At 37.8% G+C, this 17736-nt stretch carries 17 protein-coding genes; 7 read left to right on the top strand and 10 right to left on the bottom strand.

All coding sequences use genetic code 11. The annotated features are described in order from the left end of the window. Positions 1-206 precede the first annotated feature (206 nt). A complete protein-coding gene (locus tag JOD18_RS21795) occupies positions 207-755 on the bottom strand; it encodes a hypothetical protein (RefSeq protein ID WP_204671344.1) in 549 nt (182 codons plus the stop codon). Between the two features lie 99 nt (positions 756-854). Beyond that, positions 855-1640 (bottom strand): Cof-type HAD-IIB family hydrolase, encoded by a 786-nt coding sequence (locus JOD18_RS21790; RefSeq protein ID WP_239588297.1) that lies wholly within the window; start codon positions 1638-1640, stop codon positions 855-857. Between the two features lie 401 nt (positions 1641-2041). On the opposite strand from JOD18_RS21790, the gene JOD18_RS24725 reads away from it, so the two are divergent. The 3 genes from JOD18_RS24725 to rnjA are packed head-to-tail and all read left to right on the top strand — an operon-like array spanning position 2042 to position 4091. Continuing rightward, positions 2042-2173: a hypothetical protein gene (locus tag JOD18_RS24725; protein WP_275583081.1), complete on the top strand. Its 132-nt coding sequence runs from the start codon at positions 2042-2044 to the stop codon at positions 2171-2173. 37 nt (positions 2174-2210) lie between these two features. Then, a complete protein-coding gene (locus JOD18_RS21785) occupies positions 2211-2423 on the top strand; it encodes a DNA-dependent RNA polymerase subunit epsilon (protein ID WP_204671342.1) in 213 nt (70 codons plus the stop codon). Beyond that, entirely contained in the window at positions 2424-4091 is a 1668-nt protein-coding gene (gene rnjA, locus JOD18_RS21780) for a ribonuclease J1 (protein WP_204671341.1), read from the top strand. 116 nt (positions 4092-4207) lie between these two features. Here the strand turns inward: rnjA and JOD18_RS21775 are convergent, their stop codons facing one another. The 6 genes from JOD18_RS21775 to cbpB form a co-directional block, all read right to left on the bottom strand. Further along, positions 4208-4876, bottom strand: coding sequence for a potassium channel family protein (locus tag JOD18_RS21775; protein ID WP_204671340.1), 669 nt, complete (start codon positions 4874-4876; stop codon positions 4208-4210). A 168-nt stretch (positions 4877-5044) separates the two neighbouring features. Next, complete coding sequence (locus JOD18_RS21770; protein WP_204671339.1) at positions 5045-6886, bottom strand: ABC transporter ATP-binding protein; 1842 nt, start codon at positions 6884-6886, stop codon at positions 5045-5047. A gap of 113 nt (positions 6887-6999) precedes the next feature. Next, positions 7000-8751 carry an ABC transporter ATP-binding protein gene (locus tag JOD18_RS21765; protein WP_204671338.1) on the bottom strand — a complete coding sequence of 584 codons (1752 nt, stop codon included), beginning with the start codon at positions 8749-8751 and terminating at the stop codon, positions 7000-7002. Between the two features lie 244 nt (positions 8752-8995). Next, positions 8996-10111, bottom strand: coding sequence for an N-acetyldiaminopimelate deacetylase (locus tag JOD18_RS21760; protein WP_204671347.1), 1116 nt, complete (start codon positions 10109-10111; stop codon positions 8996-8998). 547 nt (positions 10112-10658) lie between these two features. Beyond that, entirely contained in the window at positions 10659-11378 is a 720-nt protein-coding gene (gene dapD, locus JOD18_RS21755; protein ID WP_204671337.1) for a 2,3,4,5-tetrahydropyridine-2,6-dicarboxylate N-acetyltransferase, read from the bottom strand. Positions 11379-11593: 215 nt separating this feature from the next. Beyond that, positions 11594-12034, bottom strand: coding sequence for a cyclic-di-AMP-binding protein CbpB (gene cbpB, locus JOD18_RS21750; protein ID WP_204671336.1), 441 nt, complete (start codon positions 12032-12034; stop codon positions 11594-11596). Positions 12035-12432: 398 nt separating this feature from the next. On the opposite strand from cbpB, the gene JOD18_RS21745 reads away from it, so the two are divergent. From JOD18_RS21745 to JOD18_RS21735, 3 genes are all read left to right on the top strand, one after another. Further along, positions 12433-13293, top strand: a complete 861-nt coding sequence (locus JOD18_RS21745) for a metallophosphoesterase (RefSeq protein ID WP_204671335.1) — start codon at positions 12433-12435, stop codon at positions 13291-13293. A gap of 9 nt (positions 13294-13302) precedes the next feature. Continuing rightward, positions 13303-13878, top strand: coding sequence for an SCO family protein (locus tag JOD18_RS21740; RefSeq protein ID WP_204671334.1), 576 nt, complete (start codon positions 13303-13305; stop codon positions 13876-13878). Positions 13879-14036: 158 nt separating this feature from the next. Then, on the top strand, positions 14037-14459 hold the full coding sequence (locus tag JOD18_RS21735; protein WP_204671332.1) for a YkyB family protein: 423 nt from the start codon (positions 14037-14039) through the stop codon (positions 14457-14459). A gap of 49 nt (positions 14460-14508) precedes the next feature. Here JOD18_RS21735 and JOD18_RS21730 read toward each other — a convergent pair whose 3' ends face one another. Then, positions 14509-14811 (bottom strand): hypothetical protein, encoded by a 303-nt coding sequence (locus JOD18_RS21730; RefSeq protein WP_204671330.1) that lies wholly within the window; start codon positions 14809-14811, stop codon positions 14509-14511. Between the two features lie 221 nt (positions 14812-15032). On the opposite strand from JOD18_RS21730, the gene JOD18_RS21725 reads away from it, so the two are divergent. Continuing rightward, positions 15033-16190 (top strand): aminotransferase A, encoded by a 1158-nt coding sequence (locus tag JOD18_RS21725; protein ID WP_204671328.1) that lies wholly within the window; start codon positions 15033-15035, stop codon positions 16188-16190. Between the two features lie 65 nt (positions 16191-16255). Here JOD18_RS21725 and JOD18_RS21720 read toward each other — a convergent pair whose 3' ends face one another. Next, on the bottom strand, positions 16256-16501 hold the full coding sequence (locus tag JOD18_RS21720; RefSeq protein ID WP_338029597.1) for a Spo0E family sporulation regulatory protein-aspartic acid phosphatase: 246 nt from the start codon (positions 16499-16501) through the stop codon (positions 16256-16258). Positions 16502-17736: the final 1235 nt, after the last annotated feature.

Below are 17736 nucleotides of genomic sequence, written 5' to 3'. Positions count from 1 at the left end.
CTGTTTGGTCATTCTTTTAGACATACAAAATACTCCCTTCATAATAGGTGAGAATTTTTATTATTTCTCTGTCTACTATAAAGGGAGCATATCACCATAAACGGGTCTGTCCTCTTTTCTTGTTAAGCAAACGCGCTCCATTTCTGTATATCCATGCAGCCGTTTTCTTCTAAAAATCCAAACGTAACGGTCCTGTGCAACATTGGCTAACTATTGGCAAGCAAAAGATTGTATTCCTCCCAGAAACTCTGATACATTTCTTTATCCAAGTCACCCGATATACGTTTTTGCTTTGAAGTGGCGAAGAAGTTTTTCACTTGGCTCGCAAAGAGAACCACTTGATCTTTGTATTCATTTTTGTGCAGTGTGACATGAAGATCAGGGTAATAGACATTTCCTGTTGCCGGATCTGTTGTAGTGATTTTAACAAAATCTGACAATAGTATTTGGTCATTCATATGTTTAACAGACCAATGAATGGAAATAGGACAGCCTGTCATCAACACCGTACCACACCCGTGAAGGATTAACCCTTCCTCCATATTCGGATCACAACGATAATCTTGATCCATGGTTCTTAATAAAGCTAGAGCAGACTCACTAATTCCCCATTCTTCATTTATTCCAAACTGCGTAATGATATTTCCATTCACATTCAGATAGATTTCCCCATGAGAGCATAAATCTTCTTCATTATTATGATCCAGCCACCTTTGGTTCTCGATTTTAATTACAAATTGATTGGATGATTTCATTAATAGCCACCGTTTTCGCTTAAATAGATTTTATCCATGCTATGAAAGTTTATTTTTTTGTATTCATCTAGCGCGATCATAATTTAACGTAATTTATGGTTAAGAAATCAAACCCAATTGCTTCATCGCTTTGCTTAAACCTTCATTTTCCACATTGTCTGTAACTAAGTCAGCTACTTGTTTGACCTCTGGAACAGCATTACCCATCGCAACACCCGTATGTACGCTTTCGATCATTTCAATATCATTCATACCATCACCGAAGGCATAGGTGTTTTCCCATTTAATGCCCAATTTACTCACAAATTGTTTAATCCCATGTGCTTTCGAGCCTATTCCTGGCAAGACATCACACGAAAATTCATGCCATCTCACAAAGCGAAGGGCATCAAACTTGTCTTCATATGCCTTCTGTTCAAATGACTCATTAAATAACAACACTTGAAAAATGTCATGTTTTTTGTAATATTCCAGATCAGTTAATGGGTGTGTGAGTTTCAAGCTCTTCATTCCTTTTTCGATAAATGAACTTTCCGTCACATTAGAACGCATATCATGATCACTTTGAAAAACCAGGGGATGATTATTTTCAATACTGTAATCTGTAAGTTGTTGTATTAAAGAAGCCTCTATGGGATTCTGATGAATAACTTCACCATTGTATACGGCATGTTGACCATTAAAGGTAATATGTGATGTCAATTCAAGTTCTGCTAATATATCCTGAATCATAAATGGAGCTCGTCCTGTGGCAATTGATACAATTACCCCTTCCTCTTGCAGCTTTTTGATGGCTAAGCTGGTAGCTTCAGGAATTTGTTTTTGATGGTCAAGAATCGTTCCATCAATATCAAGAAATACAATTTTCTGTTCCAAACGTCTCATCCTTTAAATCATTATTTAATCACGTTGTCATTATAGCACGAATGACGTGTATAAGTATATTTTCAAAGGCAAACAATAATAATGATAATGGATCAGGTTTTGTGTGCTTGCTAAGATGCACTATAGGAATACATTCCGTTCAAATTTAATGATGGACTTACTTCTTTTTTAGCAATCACGCTTTATTATGGAACAAATAAAGTAAAGTTTTCACGATCGAAATATCTTTTTTTTCAAGCCGTTAACTAGGAAGGATCTAGAAAATAATTTAATATTTTTAGCTTTTTTGTTTCAAATTTCTTTAATTCATACTATACTATAAGTAATAGGGATTGGATCGGTTCGTTGAATACTTGCTTTTCTTTTCTATACATATCACATAGAAAGGAGTTGGAAGTACAATGTTAAAACGTCTAAGAGAGAAATTGAAACGTCGCATGCGCGAAGCATTACGGAGAAAACGTATACCAACTACAATAAATCGTTCTAGTGAATATTATAACAAACCAAAAACATACCAAAGAATTGCGTAACCCAATTATTAGCAACTATAACAAAAGGAGAGATAGCATGATTTATAAAGTATTATATCAAGAAAACGCATCAGAAATTCCTGTGCGTGAACATACGAAAAGTATGTACGTTGAAGCAGAATCAGAACGTAAAGTTCGTGAACAATTAAAGGACAGACATATTAATATCGAGTTCATCCAACGCTTAGAAGGGGCACATCTAGCTTATGAACAACAATCTCCTCATTTTAAAGTGGAGAACGCCCAATAGATGAAGTTCGTAAAAAATGATCAAACAGCCGTTTTTGCATTAGGTGGGTTAGGTGAGATTGGAAAGAACACATATGGTGTACAATTCCAAGATGAAATCATTCTCATCGACGCAGGGATTAAGTTTCCTGAAGATGAATTATTAGGAATTGATTATGTTATTCCTGATTATACCTACCTGGTGCAAAACCAAGACAAAATTAAAGGATTATTTATCACCCATGGTCATGAAGATCATATTGGTGGTATTCCTTATTTACTGCGTGAATTAAATGTGCCTATTTATGCAGGTAAACTTGCACTTGGACTTATTCGCAATAAGTTAGATGAGCACGGACTTTTGCGAAATACCAAGCTATATCCTTTTCAAGAAGAGGATGTTTTTAAATTTAGAAAGACTTCTGTGTCGTTCTTCCGTACGACACACAGCATTCCCGATTCTTATGGTATTGTAGTAAAAACACCTCCAGGTAATATTGTTCATACAGGAGATTTTAAATTTGATTTCACTCCTGTTGGCGAACCTGCCAACCTAGCCAAAATGGCAGAGATTGGTAAAGAGGGTGTCTTATGTTTATTATCAGATAGTACAAACAGTGAAGTTCCTGACTTTACTTTATCAGAACGTGTAGTTGGAGATAGCATTAATGATATTTTCTCGAGAGTAGATGGCAGATTAATTTTTGCGACGTTTGCATCAAATATTTATCGTTTGCAGCAAGTGGTAGAAGCAGCTGTGAAGCATAACCGAAAAGTGGCAGTATTTGGCCGTAGCATGGAAGGGGCCATTAAAATTGGTCAAGAATTAGGTTATATCCATGCACCTAAGAATACCTTTGTCGAAGCGCACCAAATCAATCAGCTTCCAGCTAATGAAATAACGATTCTTTGTACAGGCTCTCAAGGAGAGACAATGGCTGCACTATCGAGAATTGCAAACGGCACTCATCGTCAAATTCAAATTATACCTGGTGACACAGTTGTATTCTCTTCTTCACCAATCCCTGGAAATACACTTAGTGTCAGCCGAATTATCAATCAATTATATCGTGCTGGAGCAGACGTCATTCATGGACCACTGAACAATATCCACACCTCTGGACATGGCGGGCAGCAGGAACAAAAATTAATGCTTCGATTAATACAGCCGAAATTCTTTATGCCTATTCACGGGGAATATCGTATGCTGAAAGAACATACGAAGCTTGCCGACAGTTGCGGTATATCATCAGAGAACTGCTTTATCATGGATAATGGCGAGGTATTAGCCTTAGGTAAAGACAATGCACAAATCGCTGGAAAAATCCCTTCAGGAGCTATTTATGTAGATGGAAGCGGAATTGGGGATATTGGTAATATTGTCTTACGTGACAGACGGATCTTATCAGAAGAAGGATTAGTAATCGTCGTTGTGAGCATTAACATGAAAGAATTCAAAATCGCTTCAGGTCCTGATATTATCTCTCGAGGATTCGTATATATGCGAGAATCTGAAGATCTTATCAATGAGGCACAGAAGCTTGTATCTAAGCATTTGAGTAAAGTAATGGAACGCCGGACAACACAATGGTCTGAGATTAAAAATGAAATAACAGATACCATTGCTCCATTCCTTTACGATAAAACGAAACGTCGTCCAATGATCTTACCTATTATAATGGAAGTATAATACAAAACGAAGATATCCCTTATTACTTACAAGGATATCTTCGTTTTTTATGTGCTATGTAAGCATGTCAGGTGCTGCTTCCCCTGACATGACATTCATCTATATTATCGATGCGTCTATTCCACAACTAGCTGTTTTTCAAATCTCGAAATATCCTGGTCTGCCCCAATCACAATCAATATATCCCCTTTTTCTAACTGCTGGGAAGCCTGTGGCGATACATTCACCTTTCTGTCTTGTACTTCCTTAATGGCTACTACATTACAGCCAAAACGAGCACGAATGTCAAGATCAAGCAAGGACCGGCCGTGCATTTTCTTCCCTACCCTTACCTCTACAATACTGTGGTCATCTGAAAGCTCTAAATGATCCAATATATTGGTCGAAATAATTTGATGGGCAATTCGCTTCCCCATATCTCGTTCCGGGTGTACGACATGATCTGCCCCAATCTTATTCAGTACCTTTTCATGATAATCATTTTGCGCCTTTGCAGTGATTTTTTTGACACCTAGTTCTTTCAACATCAAAGTAGTCAAAATACTTGCTTGAATATCATCACCAATTGCCACAATCACATGATCGATATTACGTATTCCTAGTTCTTTCAAAACATCTTCATCTGTAGTATCTGCAATTACCGCATAGGCTGCAATATTTCTAAACTCTTTTACTTTATCTTCATGAATATCGACAGCAAGGACATCCATGCCTTCTGCACTCAACTCGCGGCAAATACTGCCACCAAAACGTCCTAACCCGATCACTGCGTATTCACGCTTCATATCCATTCCTCCAACAATTAGTATCACAGACATTTTATCATAAAACGAGCAGGATTGCCTCTAAAGACAAAATTACCTTTTTAGCAGGTATATCATCCTACATAAACACAGTAGAGGCTGCTGCACAATCTATTTCTGATTGTACAACAGCCCCTATTCCTTATTTTTTTATAAAGAATCCAGCATCTCAAATTGAGAACGAACTAAGCCGTAATATTCACCTTTTTTCTTCATTAATTCGTCATGGCTGCCTTGCTCTAAGAGTCTGCCGTGCTCCAACACAATAATATTATCGGCTTCACGGATCGTGGAAAGTCGGTGAGCAATCATAATTGCTGTTCTGCCTTCCAATAAACGGCGTAAAGCTTGCTGGATTTTCACTTCTGTTTCGGTATCAATACTTGCTGTGGCCTCATCCAAAATCAATATTCTTGGATCAGCTAAAAGAGCCCTTGCAAACGAAAGCAATTGTCTCTCTCCTGCTGATAAAATGCTGCCTCGTTCCTCGACTTCTGTATGATATCCATGAGCCAAACGCCGGATAAAATCATCTGCTCCTACTACTTTGGCTGCTTCAAATACTTCTTCATCACTTGCTTCTGGCCGCCCGAATCGAATATTGTCTAATATAGTTCCAGAGAAGATAAAGGTGTCTTGCAGGACAACCGAGATATTGGTTCTTAAACTATCGAGACGCATATCTCTAAGGTTATGACCATCGATTAATACTTTTCCCTTTGTTGGATCGTAAAAACGACTGATCAAGTTGGCAATTGTTGATTTTCCTGAGCCGGTGTGACCTACTAAGGCCACGGTCTGGCCTGGCTTCATCTCCAGCGAAATTTCATGTAAGGCAATGCGATCTTCGTTGTATGAAAACTGTACCTTATCGAAGACAATATGTCCCTTCATCTCTTCAAATACCTTTGCATCTTTTTTCTCTTCAACATTTGGCTGTTCATCTAAAAACTCGAAGATACGCTCTGACGAAGCCATCGCAACTAATAATTGATTATAGATTTGTCCTAACCTGGAAATCGGCTCCCAGAACATACCTAGATAGAAAGCAAAAGAAACAAAGATACCAATCTCAATATTTCCACTAATAATCAAATGAGCACCATACGAGATTAAAATAACGGTACCAATTGCATTACTCATCTCCACGAATGGACCAAAATAGGCACTCCTTTTCATGGCGACACGTTCTTTCTCATAATTATCCTCATTTACACCATTAAAAAATTCTGCATTTTCTTTTTCTTGAGAGAATGATTGTGTAATGCGAATCCCTTGCATACTTTCATTTAAGTGCGAATTTAATCTTGATTTCTGAATACGTACATCTTGCCATGAACGGCGAATTGTTCTCCGCAGCTTTGTTGAAATCAGGAACATGATTGGCAAGATAACTAATACAGCCAATGCCAACGGAGGACTTAAGGCAAACAAGATAATGATAATACCAGTCAACATGACTATATCCATTAACAAGTTAATAATACCATTGGTGAATAATTCCTGTAATGAATTAACGTCATTAAGTATCCTTACAAGAATCGAACCTGCTGACCGCTTGTCAAAGAAATTATGAGACAGACGCTGCACGTGTGAAAACAGATTCTTTCTTAAATCATATATGATTCGCTGTCCTAGTATATTTACCCATTTAATACGATACCTATTGGCAACATAACTAATCAAATATAAGACCGAGACTAAAATAATAAGATATGTGAGCAGGGAAACGTCTTGATTCGAAATCGCCCGATCAATAACCCAAGTACCAATAATGACCGGTACGATCAGCCGGACCATCGTTGAAATTAACATAGCCACAATTGCAGCAGGTAATAACCGTTTCGAATATGGTTTCACATATTTTAATAATCGCAACATTTGTTTCCAGTTAAACGGTTTTTCCACTGCCTGATCTAGCGGGTAATAAAACCTGTTTAAATGCGGACTTTCTTTCTTCATCCCCGCCCCGGCAGTTGTTGATTTTGCCATGATTACTGTACCTCCTCTTTAATACTATGCCATCAAAAAATGATCGTTAGATCATGCTTATGAAAGAATGGAATGACTTCATTTACTGCTAAGACAGCAGACTAATGATCCCATTACTCTACTGCCTGCATTACACTATCACGATCTTGATATTGGATATCATAAATGCGGCGATATGGCCCATTTTGTTGAATCAATTCCTCATGTGTGCCTCGCTCGACTATTTCACCAGAATCTAACACAAGTATTTCATCTGCATGCTTTAATGAAGAAATACGATGAGCAATAATAAAGGTTGTTCTGCCATCCATTACTTCCTTTAAGGCTTTCTGAATAAGAAACTCAGTTTCCATATCAACTGCAGAAGTAGCATCGTCCAGTACTAGAATACTAGGATCAATTAGAATGGCTCTTGCAATCGCTATCCGTTGTTTTTGCCCACCTGAAAGCCCCATACCGCGCTCGCCAAGTAATGTGTCATATCCCTTTGGCATCTGCATAATAAAATCATGTGCTTGGGCTCGCTTAGCGGCAGCAATAATTTCTTCCATGCTGGCATCTGGATTTCCATATGCAATATTCTCTTTAATCGTTGTCGAAAATAAAAATGACTCCTGCAGTACAAAACCAATGTGTTTACGCAGCCACTTCAAGGAGTAGGTACTTGTCGGTTTATTATCAACCAGTACTCTTCCTTGATCTGGTTCATAAAACCTGGTAATAAGTTGTGTAATACTCGTCTTACCAGCTCCCGTCGGTCCAATCAAACCGATCACTTTTCCTGGAGGCGCATCAAAGGAAATATCCTTTAAAGCAGCATCATCTTCCGCAATATAAGTGAGGTGTACATGTTCAAAGGTAACATGACCTTTAATACGTTCTGGTACAAGTGGATGTTTTTCTTCTTCAATATCTTCTTTTGCTTCCAAAATCTCCAGCAACCTCTCACCAGAGGCTTTCGCCTGTGAGAATTGGTTCACTATAAATCCCAGGTGCATAAGCGGACCTAAGATATATGTAACCAAACTAAAGAAGGCAACTAATTCTCCTAACTGTAAGGAGCCGTTAATAACTAAATACCCTCCATATATCAACAAGGTAACCATGCTGATATTTCCGATAAATTCCATGAGCGGAAAGTACCTTGCCCAAATATTAGAAGTAGTGATATTCACTTCTTTATAATTGGTGTTATTAGTTGTAAAACGATTAATTTCAAAATCTTCTTTAGAAAGTGACTTAACGGTGTTCATTCCTGTTACATTCTCTTGAATACGGGTGTTTAAGCGTCCTAATGATTTTCGAATTCTTCGGAACGCTGGATGCACTTCTTTATCGAAGCGATAAACGACCACAGCTAGAAAAGGCATTACCGCCATCGTAACTAAGGCTAAAGGAACAGAATAGTAAAACATAACACCTAAACTAATCAGTATTAATACCATAACACGAATCAATTCTCGAAATCCTGCTGCCAAGAAAAAACGGAAGCCTTCTACATCCATTGTTAACCGTGACATTAAATCCCCAGTTCTAGCATTATCATAATAAGTGAATGATAGACGCTGTAATTTTTTATACAGTGCATCTCTTAAGATGAATACGGACTTAATCCCGAATAAATCACCTAGATATTGCTGTAAGTAATTGGCTAACCCTTTGATAATCATAATAATGATAAAACCAATGGATAAGACAGGGATTAGTTGGTACTCACCAGCAATGACCACATCATCAATCGTTATCTGCAGAACAATAGGGTAAATAACGGTGATACCGGTTACAACCATAACAAATAGAACCGATAGCAAGAAATACTTTTTAAAAGGCCAATAAAATTGTTTTAGTTTCCTAAATACCTCCATGTTGTTCTCCCTCCATTTTTATACGTATGTACTAATATAACGGTTTCCGAAATAAAATGCTAGCCTTTCGCTTCAATTTATTTAATTTTTTTTTGCAGTGATTTTTTCGCAGTTAAAACACAAAAATTACCACTGTTATCCACTGGTCAACCTTATCTATCTTTTTCCCTGCTTTACCAACTCATAAACGAGCCAAAAAAAGTGTGGGAAGATCCATTTCTCTGGATCTTCCCACACTTTTTTATTATAACGACTTTAATGTGGCTATTCCCGCTCGTATCCCTACTTCAATTGCGTTTTCATCTGGATTAAGCTTGCTGTGGTGCAGACCATAAGGGGAATTCACCCCTAACCAATACATAAAACCTGGTACGTCCTGAAGAAAATAACCAAAATCTTCCCCTGTCATAGCAGCATTTGCCTCCACATAACGAATATCCTGCTGAGCCAGTGCCGCTTTGAACAGCTCAACTGTCTGATGATCATTGTAAACCTGATAATAAGTGGCGCCATAGTCCAGCATAATGTCACAGTTGTGCATTAATTCAAATCCTTTGATGATTTGTTCTAAGTCTGCTTTAATATCCTTCATCGTCTCCGGCTTTAATGTACGGATGGTGCCCTCTAATCGGGCTGTTTCTGCAATAATATTTTGTACCGTTCCAGCTGTCATTTTACCAATCGTGATCACACCGCTGTCCAGTGGATCTATCTTTCTTGCAATAATCTGCTGTAACTGCGTCACAAAATAGCTTGCCGTAACAATCATATCTTTGGTCAAATGCGGGTATGCCGCATGGCCTCCCTTCCCATGAAAATCCAGAAAAAGCTCACTCGTATTGGCAAACAAGATACCAGTCCTTGATGAAACGGTTCCCACTGGAAGTTCTGGGGCAATATGCAGGGCAAAAATGACATCCGGCCTCCATTGCTTAAACGGCTCACTGGCCATCATCGGCTCTGCACCGCCGGGGCCTTCTTCTGCCGGCTGAAACAGAAATAATACATTATCTTCGATTGGATATGCCGATATCTCATCTAACATCCCTAAAGCAACGGTCATATGGATATCATGGCCACAGGCATGCATATACTGATCATGCCGGGAATGAAACGACAGGCCTGTTTCCTCCTTTATTGGCAAACCGTCTATATCTGCGCGGTAACCAATTGTTTTCGTTGGATTGGTCCCTTTCACCAACACGAATAATCCTGTTCTCCATTTCACGATTTCTATATTAGAACGATGGAAGTTCTGAATCACCTCTAATAGAAAGGCCTGTGTCTTCACTTCCTTGAATCCAATCTCCGGGATTTGATGAAGGGAACGACGAATTTCTTGTAACCGTTGTTGGTCCATCATACATTCCTTCTTCCTCTTATGTAATAGCCTCTGCTATCCTCTATTGATTCAAATAATATTGTATCCCGCTCACATTACAGGGATTCATCCACAAAGAGTCTGTTCAAAAATATCATGGTCTAGATATTGTGAAACTTCATTCAGTGGTGTTTTTTCAACGCGCAGGACGTGCTAGTGCAGACGTTACGTACTTTGTCAGTCCTCTCTCCTCCACTGAATGTTAGTTAATCCAATCGGTCCGTTACTGGCTGTTAGATCTCCAACTTAGAAATGACGTGCTTCCCTTTTTCTTGAAGGGGGGAGTCTTACACCCGTTACACTGCGATAAATCTTTTTTTACTCTCATCAAAGGCATCAAATTGACTTATATACCAACTTATGAAGCACGCCACTACATCAATGATACAAATGAAATGAAAGTCTTTCTAATTGAAAAGGAGTCTGCATGAACTTCTTGAACAACCTTCTGTAGAAACAGATTTGCTTAGCATACCTTATTTTATTGTACTGCTGCAAATCTCTTTGGCTTCATTTTCTTTGTTTATTAATCATTTAATTTGCGCAAAGCTTCCATAATTTCAGTCTTTGATTTAGTTTGATCGTCAATTTCTTTAATGACTTTTGCTGGGGTACCTGCAACCACTGTATTTGCAGGTACATCCTTGGTCACAACAGCTCCAGCTGCAACAACGGCTCCTTCACCTACATGTACACCTTCCAGTACAACAGCATTTGCCCCAATAACTACACCGTCTTCGACAATAACTGGTTGTGCGGAAGGCGGTTCAATCACACCAGCTAATACAGCGCCTGCACCTATATGACAATTTTTCCCTACCGTAGCTCGACCTCCCAGTGTAGCATTCATGTCAATCATTGTTCCTTCGCCAATAACAGAACCTATATTAATCATTGCTCCAAACATAACCACAGCCCCATCTCCTATAGTTACTTGGTCACGTATGATAGCGCCAGGTTCAATTCGAGCATTAATCTCTTTAGTATCCAACAAGGGGATAGCAGAATTACGACGGTCATTTTCAATCACATAGTCGGTAATTTGATTACTATATTTATGCAAAAGTTCTTTAATCTCGTCCCACTCCCCAAAAATAACCCCCGTCGTTTCATTTAAAAAAGTTTGAACCGTTCCATCTGCTTCGATTTGATCCAAAGCAGTTCCTTTTACATATACCTTTACAGGTGTCGATTTCTTACTATTGGAAATAAAAGAAATAATTTCGTGTGCATCCATTTGATTCATATTGCTTTCCTCCATTTTTCATGAATTACATCATGTATTATTCCATTATTATTATACAAATGCAAATCTAATATTATCCTTTTGCACTGAAAGTATAAATTCACGGGCCATCGTTTAAGAACGATGGCTTTTGCTATAAAGGCTAGTCGATAAGTCCAGTTTATCTAATGTTAATGTTCTTACTTGCCTGAGAGATGATCGTAAAAAATAGTGAATTATTGCGCTGCATACATCACCTTATTCACTTCTTTTAGAATCGCTCTTCTCGTCAGAATACCAAGAAATTGACCATGCTCATCCACTATACAAGTAAATGCATGATTAATCACAACTTTCAGTCCCTTCAGAAAATTATCTCCTCGAGTCAATCTTGGTTTCTCCGTTTCCATCACTTGTTCCACTTTAATATCTGCTAGCTTCTCCATTTCGAACCGTTCTAATCCCGTTACGCTTTTTAAAATAGCCGTTTTACCAATCATCCCTTGAACACGATACTCTGAATCTAACACAGGAACCGATGAGTATCCTGATTCAATAAGCACTAATAACGCATGCTCAATCGGATTCCCAACTTGGACATGTGCCACCTTTTCGGCAGGAATCATTAGCTGTTCAACACTTAGATCAGCTAGCTCATTATTTAAAAGACTAGACATATTCCACACTCCCTTATATGCTGTTGGAAGAGTGATGGTGTCATCACCTTACATAGTGTACCATATTTTATAAACTACTCGCCACTTCCCTATATCCAACGGAGAGAAAGCCGATTCATGACGCGTCTCCAGAGGCGGGTCCTTTCTCGCTCATAACCAATAGTAAGTTACATTCTTGTGAAATCCATTCTCATTGATATCATAAAACGGTACATCATGCTATAATGAAATACGATCTTCTTACCACAAAGTAAGATGTCGTCCTGTGTACGCATTACCTGCAACTTACCATGCATGTAATCTCATACCGTAATAACTGACACATCCATCGAGCATAAAGAAGCTGTTTATACAAGTGATTTGTCAGAAGCGTTAAAATAGAAAGGTATATGAATGATATGAAACGTAGAACATTTTTGAAACGATTTTTTGGAGGTATCATAGCAGCACTCGGCCTTGGCGGGGGAACTTATTATTATGCCAGAGAAATTGAGCCGGCCTTATTAGATAAACATCACTTTGACATTGTTTCCAGCAAGATACCTGCCTCTTTTGAAGGATATACAATCTTGCAATTTTCTGATACACATATCGGCTTTCACTATACCGTCGAACAGTTAACAGAATTAGTTAATAAAATAAATCAATTAGAACCAGACATCATTGTATTCACTGGTGACTTGCTTGATAATCCTCGTACCTATCAAGCAGATAATCGGCTGGTGAATGCATTAAAAAACATCCAAGCGAAAGACGGAAAATTTTGGATTTACGGCAACCATGACCATGGTGGCTATGGTACCGAAACATTGAAGGATATCTTTGATCAAAGTGATTTTGAACTGTTACAAAATGGACACAGACAAATTGAGAAGAATGGTGATATGATTAATTTGGCTGGCATTGATGATGCCTTATTAGGACAACCTGACCTGACTGCTGCCTTAAGTGGATTAAATGAAGATAACTTGACCATTTTATTAGCACATGAGCCTGACTATGCCGAGGTAGCCAAAAACTATCCTGTCGATGTCCAGTTGTCTGGCCACAGCCATGGCGGTCAAGTCCAACTGCCTTTTATCGGCTATATCTATACACCGCCTTTGGCAGAATTCTATGTGGAGGGCTACTACCCTGTTGGAGAGAAACCTTTGCAATTATTCGTGAGTCGCGGCATTGGCACTACAAGAGCACCTTATCGATTTCTATGCAAACCAGAGATTACACTCTACCACTTGAAAAAATCTACCATAAATTGAGGTGAACAAATGTTTAAAAAAATGATTTTTTTGTTAGGTCTTTCTTTGATTCTTATCGCATGTGGTGAAAAATACGAAGGTGATTTTTCAATTGAAGTAGGGGATTTCTCCTACATAGACCAGGATAACCAAGCCTATAATAAAGAAGAACTAGATGGAAAGTTTTGGGTAGCTAACTTTATCTTTACCAATTGTGAAACTATTTGTCCGCCAATGACTTCCAACATGGCAAGACTTCAAAGTATGCTGGAAGATGAAGGTATAGATAATGTAGAATTGGTCTCCTTCTCAGTCGATCCTACCAATGATACACCAGAAATTTTGAAGGAATATATTGAAGTGCGCGGCGGTACGTTTGATAACTGGCACGTCTTGACTGGCTATAGTAATGACGACATTAGTGAATTTGCTCTTCAATCTTTCAACGTCCCAATCGTACACCCCGATCCCGAAGAGACAGATCAAGTGATACACCCGCGAACCTTCTATTTAGTCTCTCCTGACGGAAATGCAATTAATGGTTATAACGGCGAATCAGCAGAAGAAATGCAACAAATAGTTGAAGATATCCAATCAATGAATTAGAGTAAAAGTAGAAGTGATTCACACTTCTACTTTTTTAACTAATAATGTATGGTCCATAAGTTCGGTAAAAGAACGGAGAAGCAAGAAACACTGCAATTCACCGTGTCATTTTTATTGTACTTTATGAACATTCTCTAAATAAGAAAAGGTGAGTATTCATGGGATATCCAACGATAAAACAGATAGCAGATGCCTTGTTTATTGTGAACCGACATGCCAAAACGGCACCAGACCCTTCTCAATTATATCGTTTAAAAAAAGAGGCCATCGCCAAATTATTAAAAGAGCAAAAGGCCATTAAAAAAGGGCTGCACTTTTCCAACAACCCCAAGAACAGCCAGCAGCATTCTGTCTTGCTTGTACAAATTGATGATTACTATTTTCATTTACCGCCGGATAAAAATGATATGCATAGCTTACCGCATTTAGGTCACTTAGATGAATCCCATCGTAATCAGCGTCCTTCTCTTTCACTTAACCAAGCAAAGAGAATTTTACAGCAATATTTAGGCAAGGACACTTATAAAAAAACTAAAACCCCTTCTCCTAACAAGATGTCTTTCTATTATAGGAGAAAATAGATAATGGTAGCTTGGAGTTTTTATTCCTATAGTATCCCTTACAGCCTTATTATTTTACAAATTTGCTGAAACAGACTACAGCTGTAAAAATAAGGAGACTCAGCATAAGGTAAATGCCTTCTACTTCTGTTGACAAAGAAGTAACAATCAGAACCATAATCATAATTACCAAACTGTATGTTAAAAATGTTTTCCATCCGATCGAGATTAATATGGAAACAATTGGTTGCAAGACAAAGAAACAAATAATTAAACCTATCGACAAAAAGATGACCAAGAACAGTTCTTCTTGTTTTGTTAGTAAGAGATAATCTGCCATCTTTGTCAATTCAGTCATCCAGCTCTCTGTCATTTCGTAACACCTCTTTCCTACCTTATGATAAAATCATGTTTATAGGTGTGGTTCAACCTACTAGATTAATACCCATACCCATGATAATCTAAGTATTGCCAATCATCCGCTGCATTAGACGGTGATAGATTAGGTATATACAGACAAACAGCAATCTATTGTTTTTATAATGTAATGCATTAACAACATGACAGATAATTTATTACAGGAGGCAGCATGGAATGGAACAATTTATTAATCATCAAGTAAAAGACATTAACATCTCTGGGATTCGTCAGTTTTTTAATATGGTATCTGGTAAACAGGGTCTTATTTCCCTCACTATCGGCCAGCCGGATTTCCCCACCCCTGACCATGTAAAGGAAAAAGCAAAACAAGCAATTGCTCATAATTATACAAGCTATACCGCCAATGCTGGTATCATGTCATTAAGACAAGCAATTGCTGATTTTGTCCATTCAAATTATCAACTGGAATACGACCCAGAGAAAGAAATCATTGTAACAGCTGGTGCTTCTCAGGCAATTGATATCACACTTCGAACCATTTTGAATGAAGGGGATGAAGTCATTCTGCCAGGCCCAGTCTATCCAGGCTACGAACCACTGATTAAACTGGCAAAGGCTGTTCCAGTATATGTAGACACACGTGAAACAAACTTTAAGTTGTCGGCAAACATGTTGAAAGCTGCTATCACGGCCAAGACAAAGGCCGTCATCTTGCCTTATCCATCTAACCCTACTGGTGTCTCACTGTCGAAACAGGAATTGAAGGAAATAGCTGACGTTATGGCCAGACACAACATCTTCTTTATCGCAGACGAAATATATAGTGAACTTACCTACGAACAACCACATATATCTATCGGCATATACGAAGAAATACGTGATAAACTCATCATTATCAATGGGGTTTCTAAATCCCATTCTATGACTGGTTTCCGAATTGGTTATATTCTTGGTGCCCAATGGCTGATGCAGCATATCCTTAAGGTTCATCAGTATAATATATCTTGTGCCTCATCTATTAGCCAACATGCCGCTTTAGAGGCTCTGCAAAATGGAGAAAGTGATCCAAAAGAAATGAAAAAAGCCTATTTAGATCGGCGTAACTATGTTTATCATCGTCTTAGTCACATGGGAATTTCTTGTTATCTTCCAGATGGAGGGTTTTACTTTTTTATTGACATTCGTCATTTATTAGCGGATTCTTTTTCAATTGCTTTGCAGCTAGTAGAAGAGGCTGGGGTTGCTTTAGTGCCGGGCAGTGCCTTTTCAAAATACGGAGAAGGTTATTTGCGCCTATCTTATGCCTATGATCAGCCAACATTAGAAGAGGGACTTAATCGAATAGAACACTTCATTTCTTGTCGCCAATAATACTCTCACACTTTATCATCATAAAAAGGCACACAAATGGTGAAACCTGTCATTGTTTGTGCGCCTTAAGTAGTTTCTTCAGATGAGTCTACATGTTTACTTTCCTTTTGTTTATTTAATTCATAATCATTTAATAATTTATCGAGCTTTTGACTTATAGCTAACGATTCCTTGCTGGTAATTCCTTTTTGGAGGGCGACTTCCGACATTTCCTTACGTAGCCTTTCAATTTCATTGACTAAGTTATTTAAATACACAGTCATAAACATTAATCCTCCAATTATTGTTGGATATTGTTGTTCTATATTCATGTCCTACAATTATCCCAAAAAATTGTAAGAATGTAAAGTAAACCGCAAAATTAGACAATTTATTCATAAAAAACTTCTTTTCACATCTAGGACATCACTTAACTCTGACTTTAAAACAAGAAAATAATTCCTTTAATGGTTAAATAGATACTTTATTTAGGTATATTATATCATTCCATAACTCACAAAATACGCAAACTGTTAATTATATGGAAAAAAATATATCAAATTCTGTTTTATTGGCGCAATTTTTTTCCTCGAAAATAGACAAAATTCCCTATTTTATTTCACTTTACGCACATTGCTGCTAATTAAACACTACTTTTCCTATTATTTATGTAACATAATTAGTAGAAATCAACGTAAAGCTTCGCAGTTATCATTATAAATACTATTCAAAAATATGCTGGTTTGAATTCAACAGAACAGTCGGCCTTTTTTTAAATCAAATTTATACTGTGAAAGGCCAGCTATTTTCTATAGCCATACGTGTGTGAAAACATGTCCTGATAGGCAACGCTACCGATGAAACCCACTCTCCTAATTTAGTTCATTTTACCAAAAAAAATGAGTGAAGCTGTAAAAGCCTCACTCATTGTTTGTATTCTGCTTATTTTACACGATCAAATATACTATAAGCCATTGTTCCAATAACCAACACAAAGCATAAAATACCAAATATTACGCTCACTGCCTACACCCCATTTTCTCCAATGTTCTGTTCTTATTATACCATTTTTTTATGATTAATAAAGTGAAACTTCGTTCCGTGAGGTTTCGACGCATAGGATGTGCTAGTCCAGACTGCGACACGACGTCGCGAACTTAGTCAGTTTCCTCTTCCCCACTAAACATTAGTTGAACCAATCAAGCCTTTACTGGCTGTCGGATCTCCCATTTAGAAATGACTTGTTCTCTTATTTTTGGCTTACAACCAGTTACACTATGGCATCTTGGCAATTGACTGCGTAAAGTTACCTTTTTCATGGTATAATGTCATCATTAAAGAAACAGTTAAGAAAGTGAGGTTTTGCAAATTTACTAAGTTAACTCAACTTTCACAGTTCTAAAAACGGCATACTGTTCATAGACACAAGTAGTTGTCGTTACTTCGATTAACTGCTTAGCAAGACAAGGCATTTAGGCAATGATCACAAGGTGCACGTGTCTATTTATATGTGCGAAAGTTGAGAAATTAAGATATCAAAAATAAACAATCGAAAAGCGGGTGAAAA

The sequence above is a fragment of the Gracilibacillus alcaliphilus genome, from assembly GCF_016909015.1.
GTDB classification, from domain to species: domain Bacteria; phylum Bacillota; class Bacilli; order Bacillales; family Amphibacillaceae; genus Gracilibacillus; species Gracilibacillus alcaliphilus.
Note: the sequence above shows the minus strand (reverse complement) of the source record. Positions and strands in the feature narration are given on the sequence as shown.

What these genes read in the sequence shown, in the direction of transcription:
- JOD18_RS21795 (WP_204671344.1), bottom strand. Translation starts at nt 755, where the DNA reads ATGAAATCATCCAATCAATTTGTAATTAAAATCGAGAACCAAAGGTGG.
- JOD18_RS21790 (WP_239588297.1), bottom strand. Translation starts at nt 1,640, where the DNA reads ATGAGACGTTTGGAACAGAAAATTGTATTTCTTGATATTGATGGAACG.
- JOD18_RS24725 (WP_275583081.1), top strand. Translation starts at nt 2,042, where the DNA reads ATGTTAAAACGTCTAAGAGAGAAATTGAAACGTCGCATGCGCGAAGCA.
- JOD18_RS21785 (WP_204671342.1), top strand. Translation starts at nt 2,211, where the DNA reads ATGATTTATAAAGTATTATATCAAGAAAACGCATCAGAAATTCCTGTG.
- rnjA (WP_204671341.1), top strand. Translation starts at nt 2,424, where the DNA reads ATGAAGTTCGTAAAAAATGATCAAACAGCCGTTTTTGCATTAGGTGGG.
- JOD18_RS21775 (WP_204671340.1), bottom strand. Translation starts at nt 4,876, where the DNA reads ATGAAGCGTGAATACGCAGTGATCGGGTTAGGACGTTTTGGTGGCAGT.
- JOD18_RS21770 (WP_204671339.1), bottom strand. Translation starts at nt 6,886, where the DNA reads ATGGCAAAATCAACAACTGCCGGGGCGGGGATGAAGAAAGAAAGTCCG.
- JOD18_RS21765 (WP_204671338.1), bottom strand. Translation starts at nt 8,751, where the DNA reads ATGGAGGTATTTAGGAAACTAAAACAATTTTATTGGCCTTTTAAAAAG.
- JOD18_RS21760 (WP_204671347.1), bottom strand. Translation starts at nt 10,111, where the DNA reads ATGGACCAACAACGGTTACAAGAAATTCGTCGTTCCCTTCATCAAATC.
- dapD (WP_204671337.1), bottom strand. Translation starts at nt 11,378, where the DNA reads ATGAATCAAATGGATGCACACGAAATTATTTCTTTTATTTCCAATAGT.
- cbpB (WP_204671336.1), bottom strand. Translation starts at nt 12,034, where the DNA reads ATGTCTAGTCTTTTAAATAATGAGCTAGCTGATCTAAGTGTTGAACAG.
- JOD18_RS21745 (WP_204671335.1), top strand. Translation starts at nt 12,433, where the DNA reads ATGAAACGTAGAACATTTTTGAAACGATTTTTTGGAGGTATCATAGCA.
- JOD18_RS21740 (WP_204671334.1), top strand. Translation starts at nt 13,303, where the DNA reads ATGTTTAAAAAAATGATTTTTTTGTTAGGTCTTTCTTTGATTCTTATC.
- JOD18_RS21735 (WP_204671332.1), top strand. Translation starts at nt 14,037, where the DNA reads ATGGGATATCCAACGATAAAACAGATAGCAGATGCCTTGTTTATTGTG.
- JOD18_RS21730 (WP_204671330.1), bottom strand. Translation starts at nt 14,811, where the DNA reads ATGACAGAGAGCTGGATGACTGAATTGACAAAGATGGCAGATTATCTC.
- JOD18_RS21725 (WP_204671328.1), top strand. Translation starts at nt 15,033, where the DNA reads ATGGAACAATTTATTAATCATCAAGTAAAAGACATTAACATCTCTGGG.
- JOD18_RS21720 (WP_338029597.1), bottom strand. Translation starts at nt 16,501, where the DNA reads ATGAATATAGAACAACAATATCCAACAATAATTGGAGGATTAATGTTT.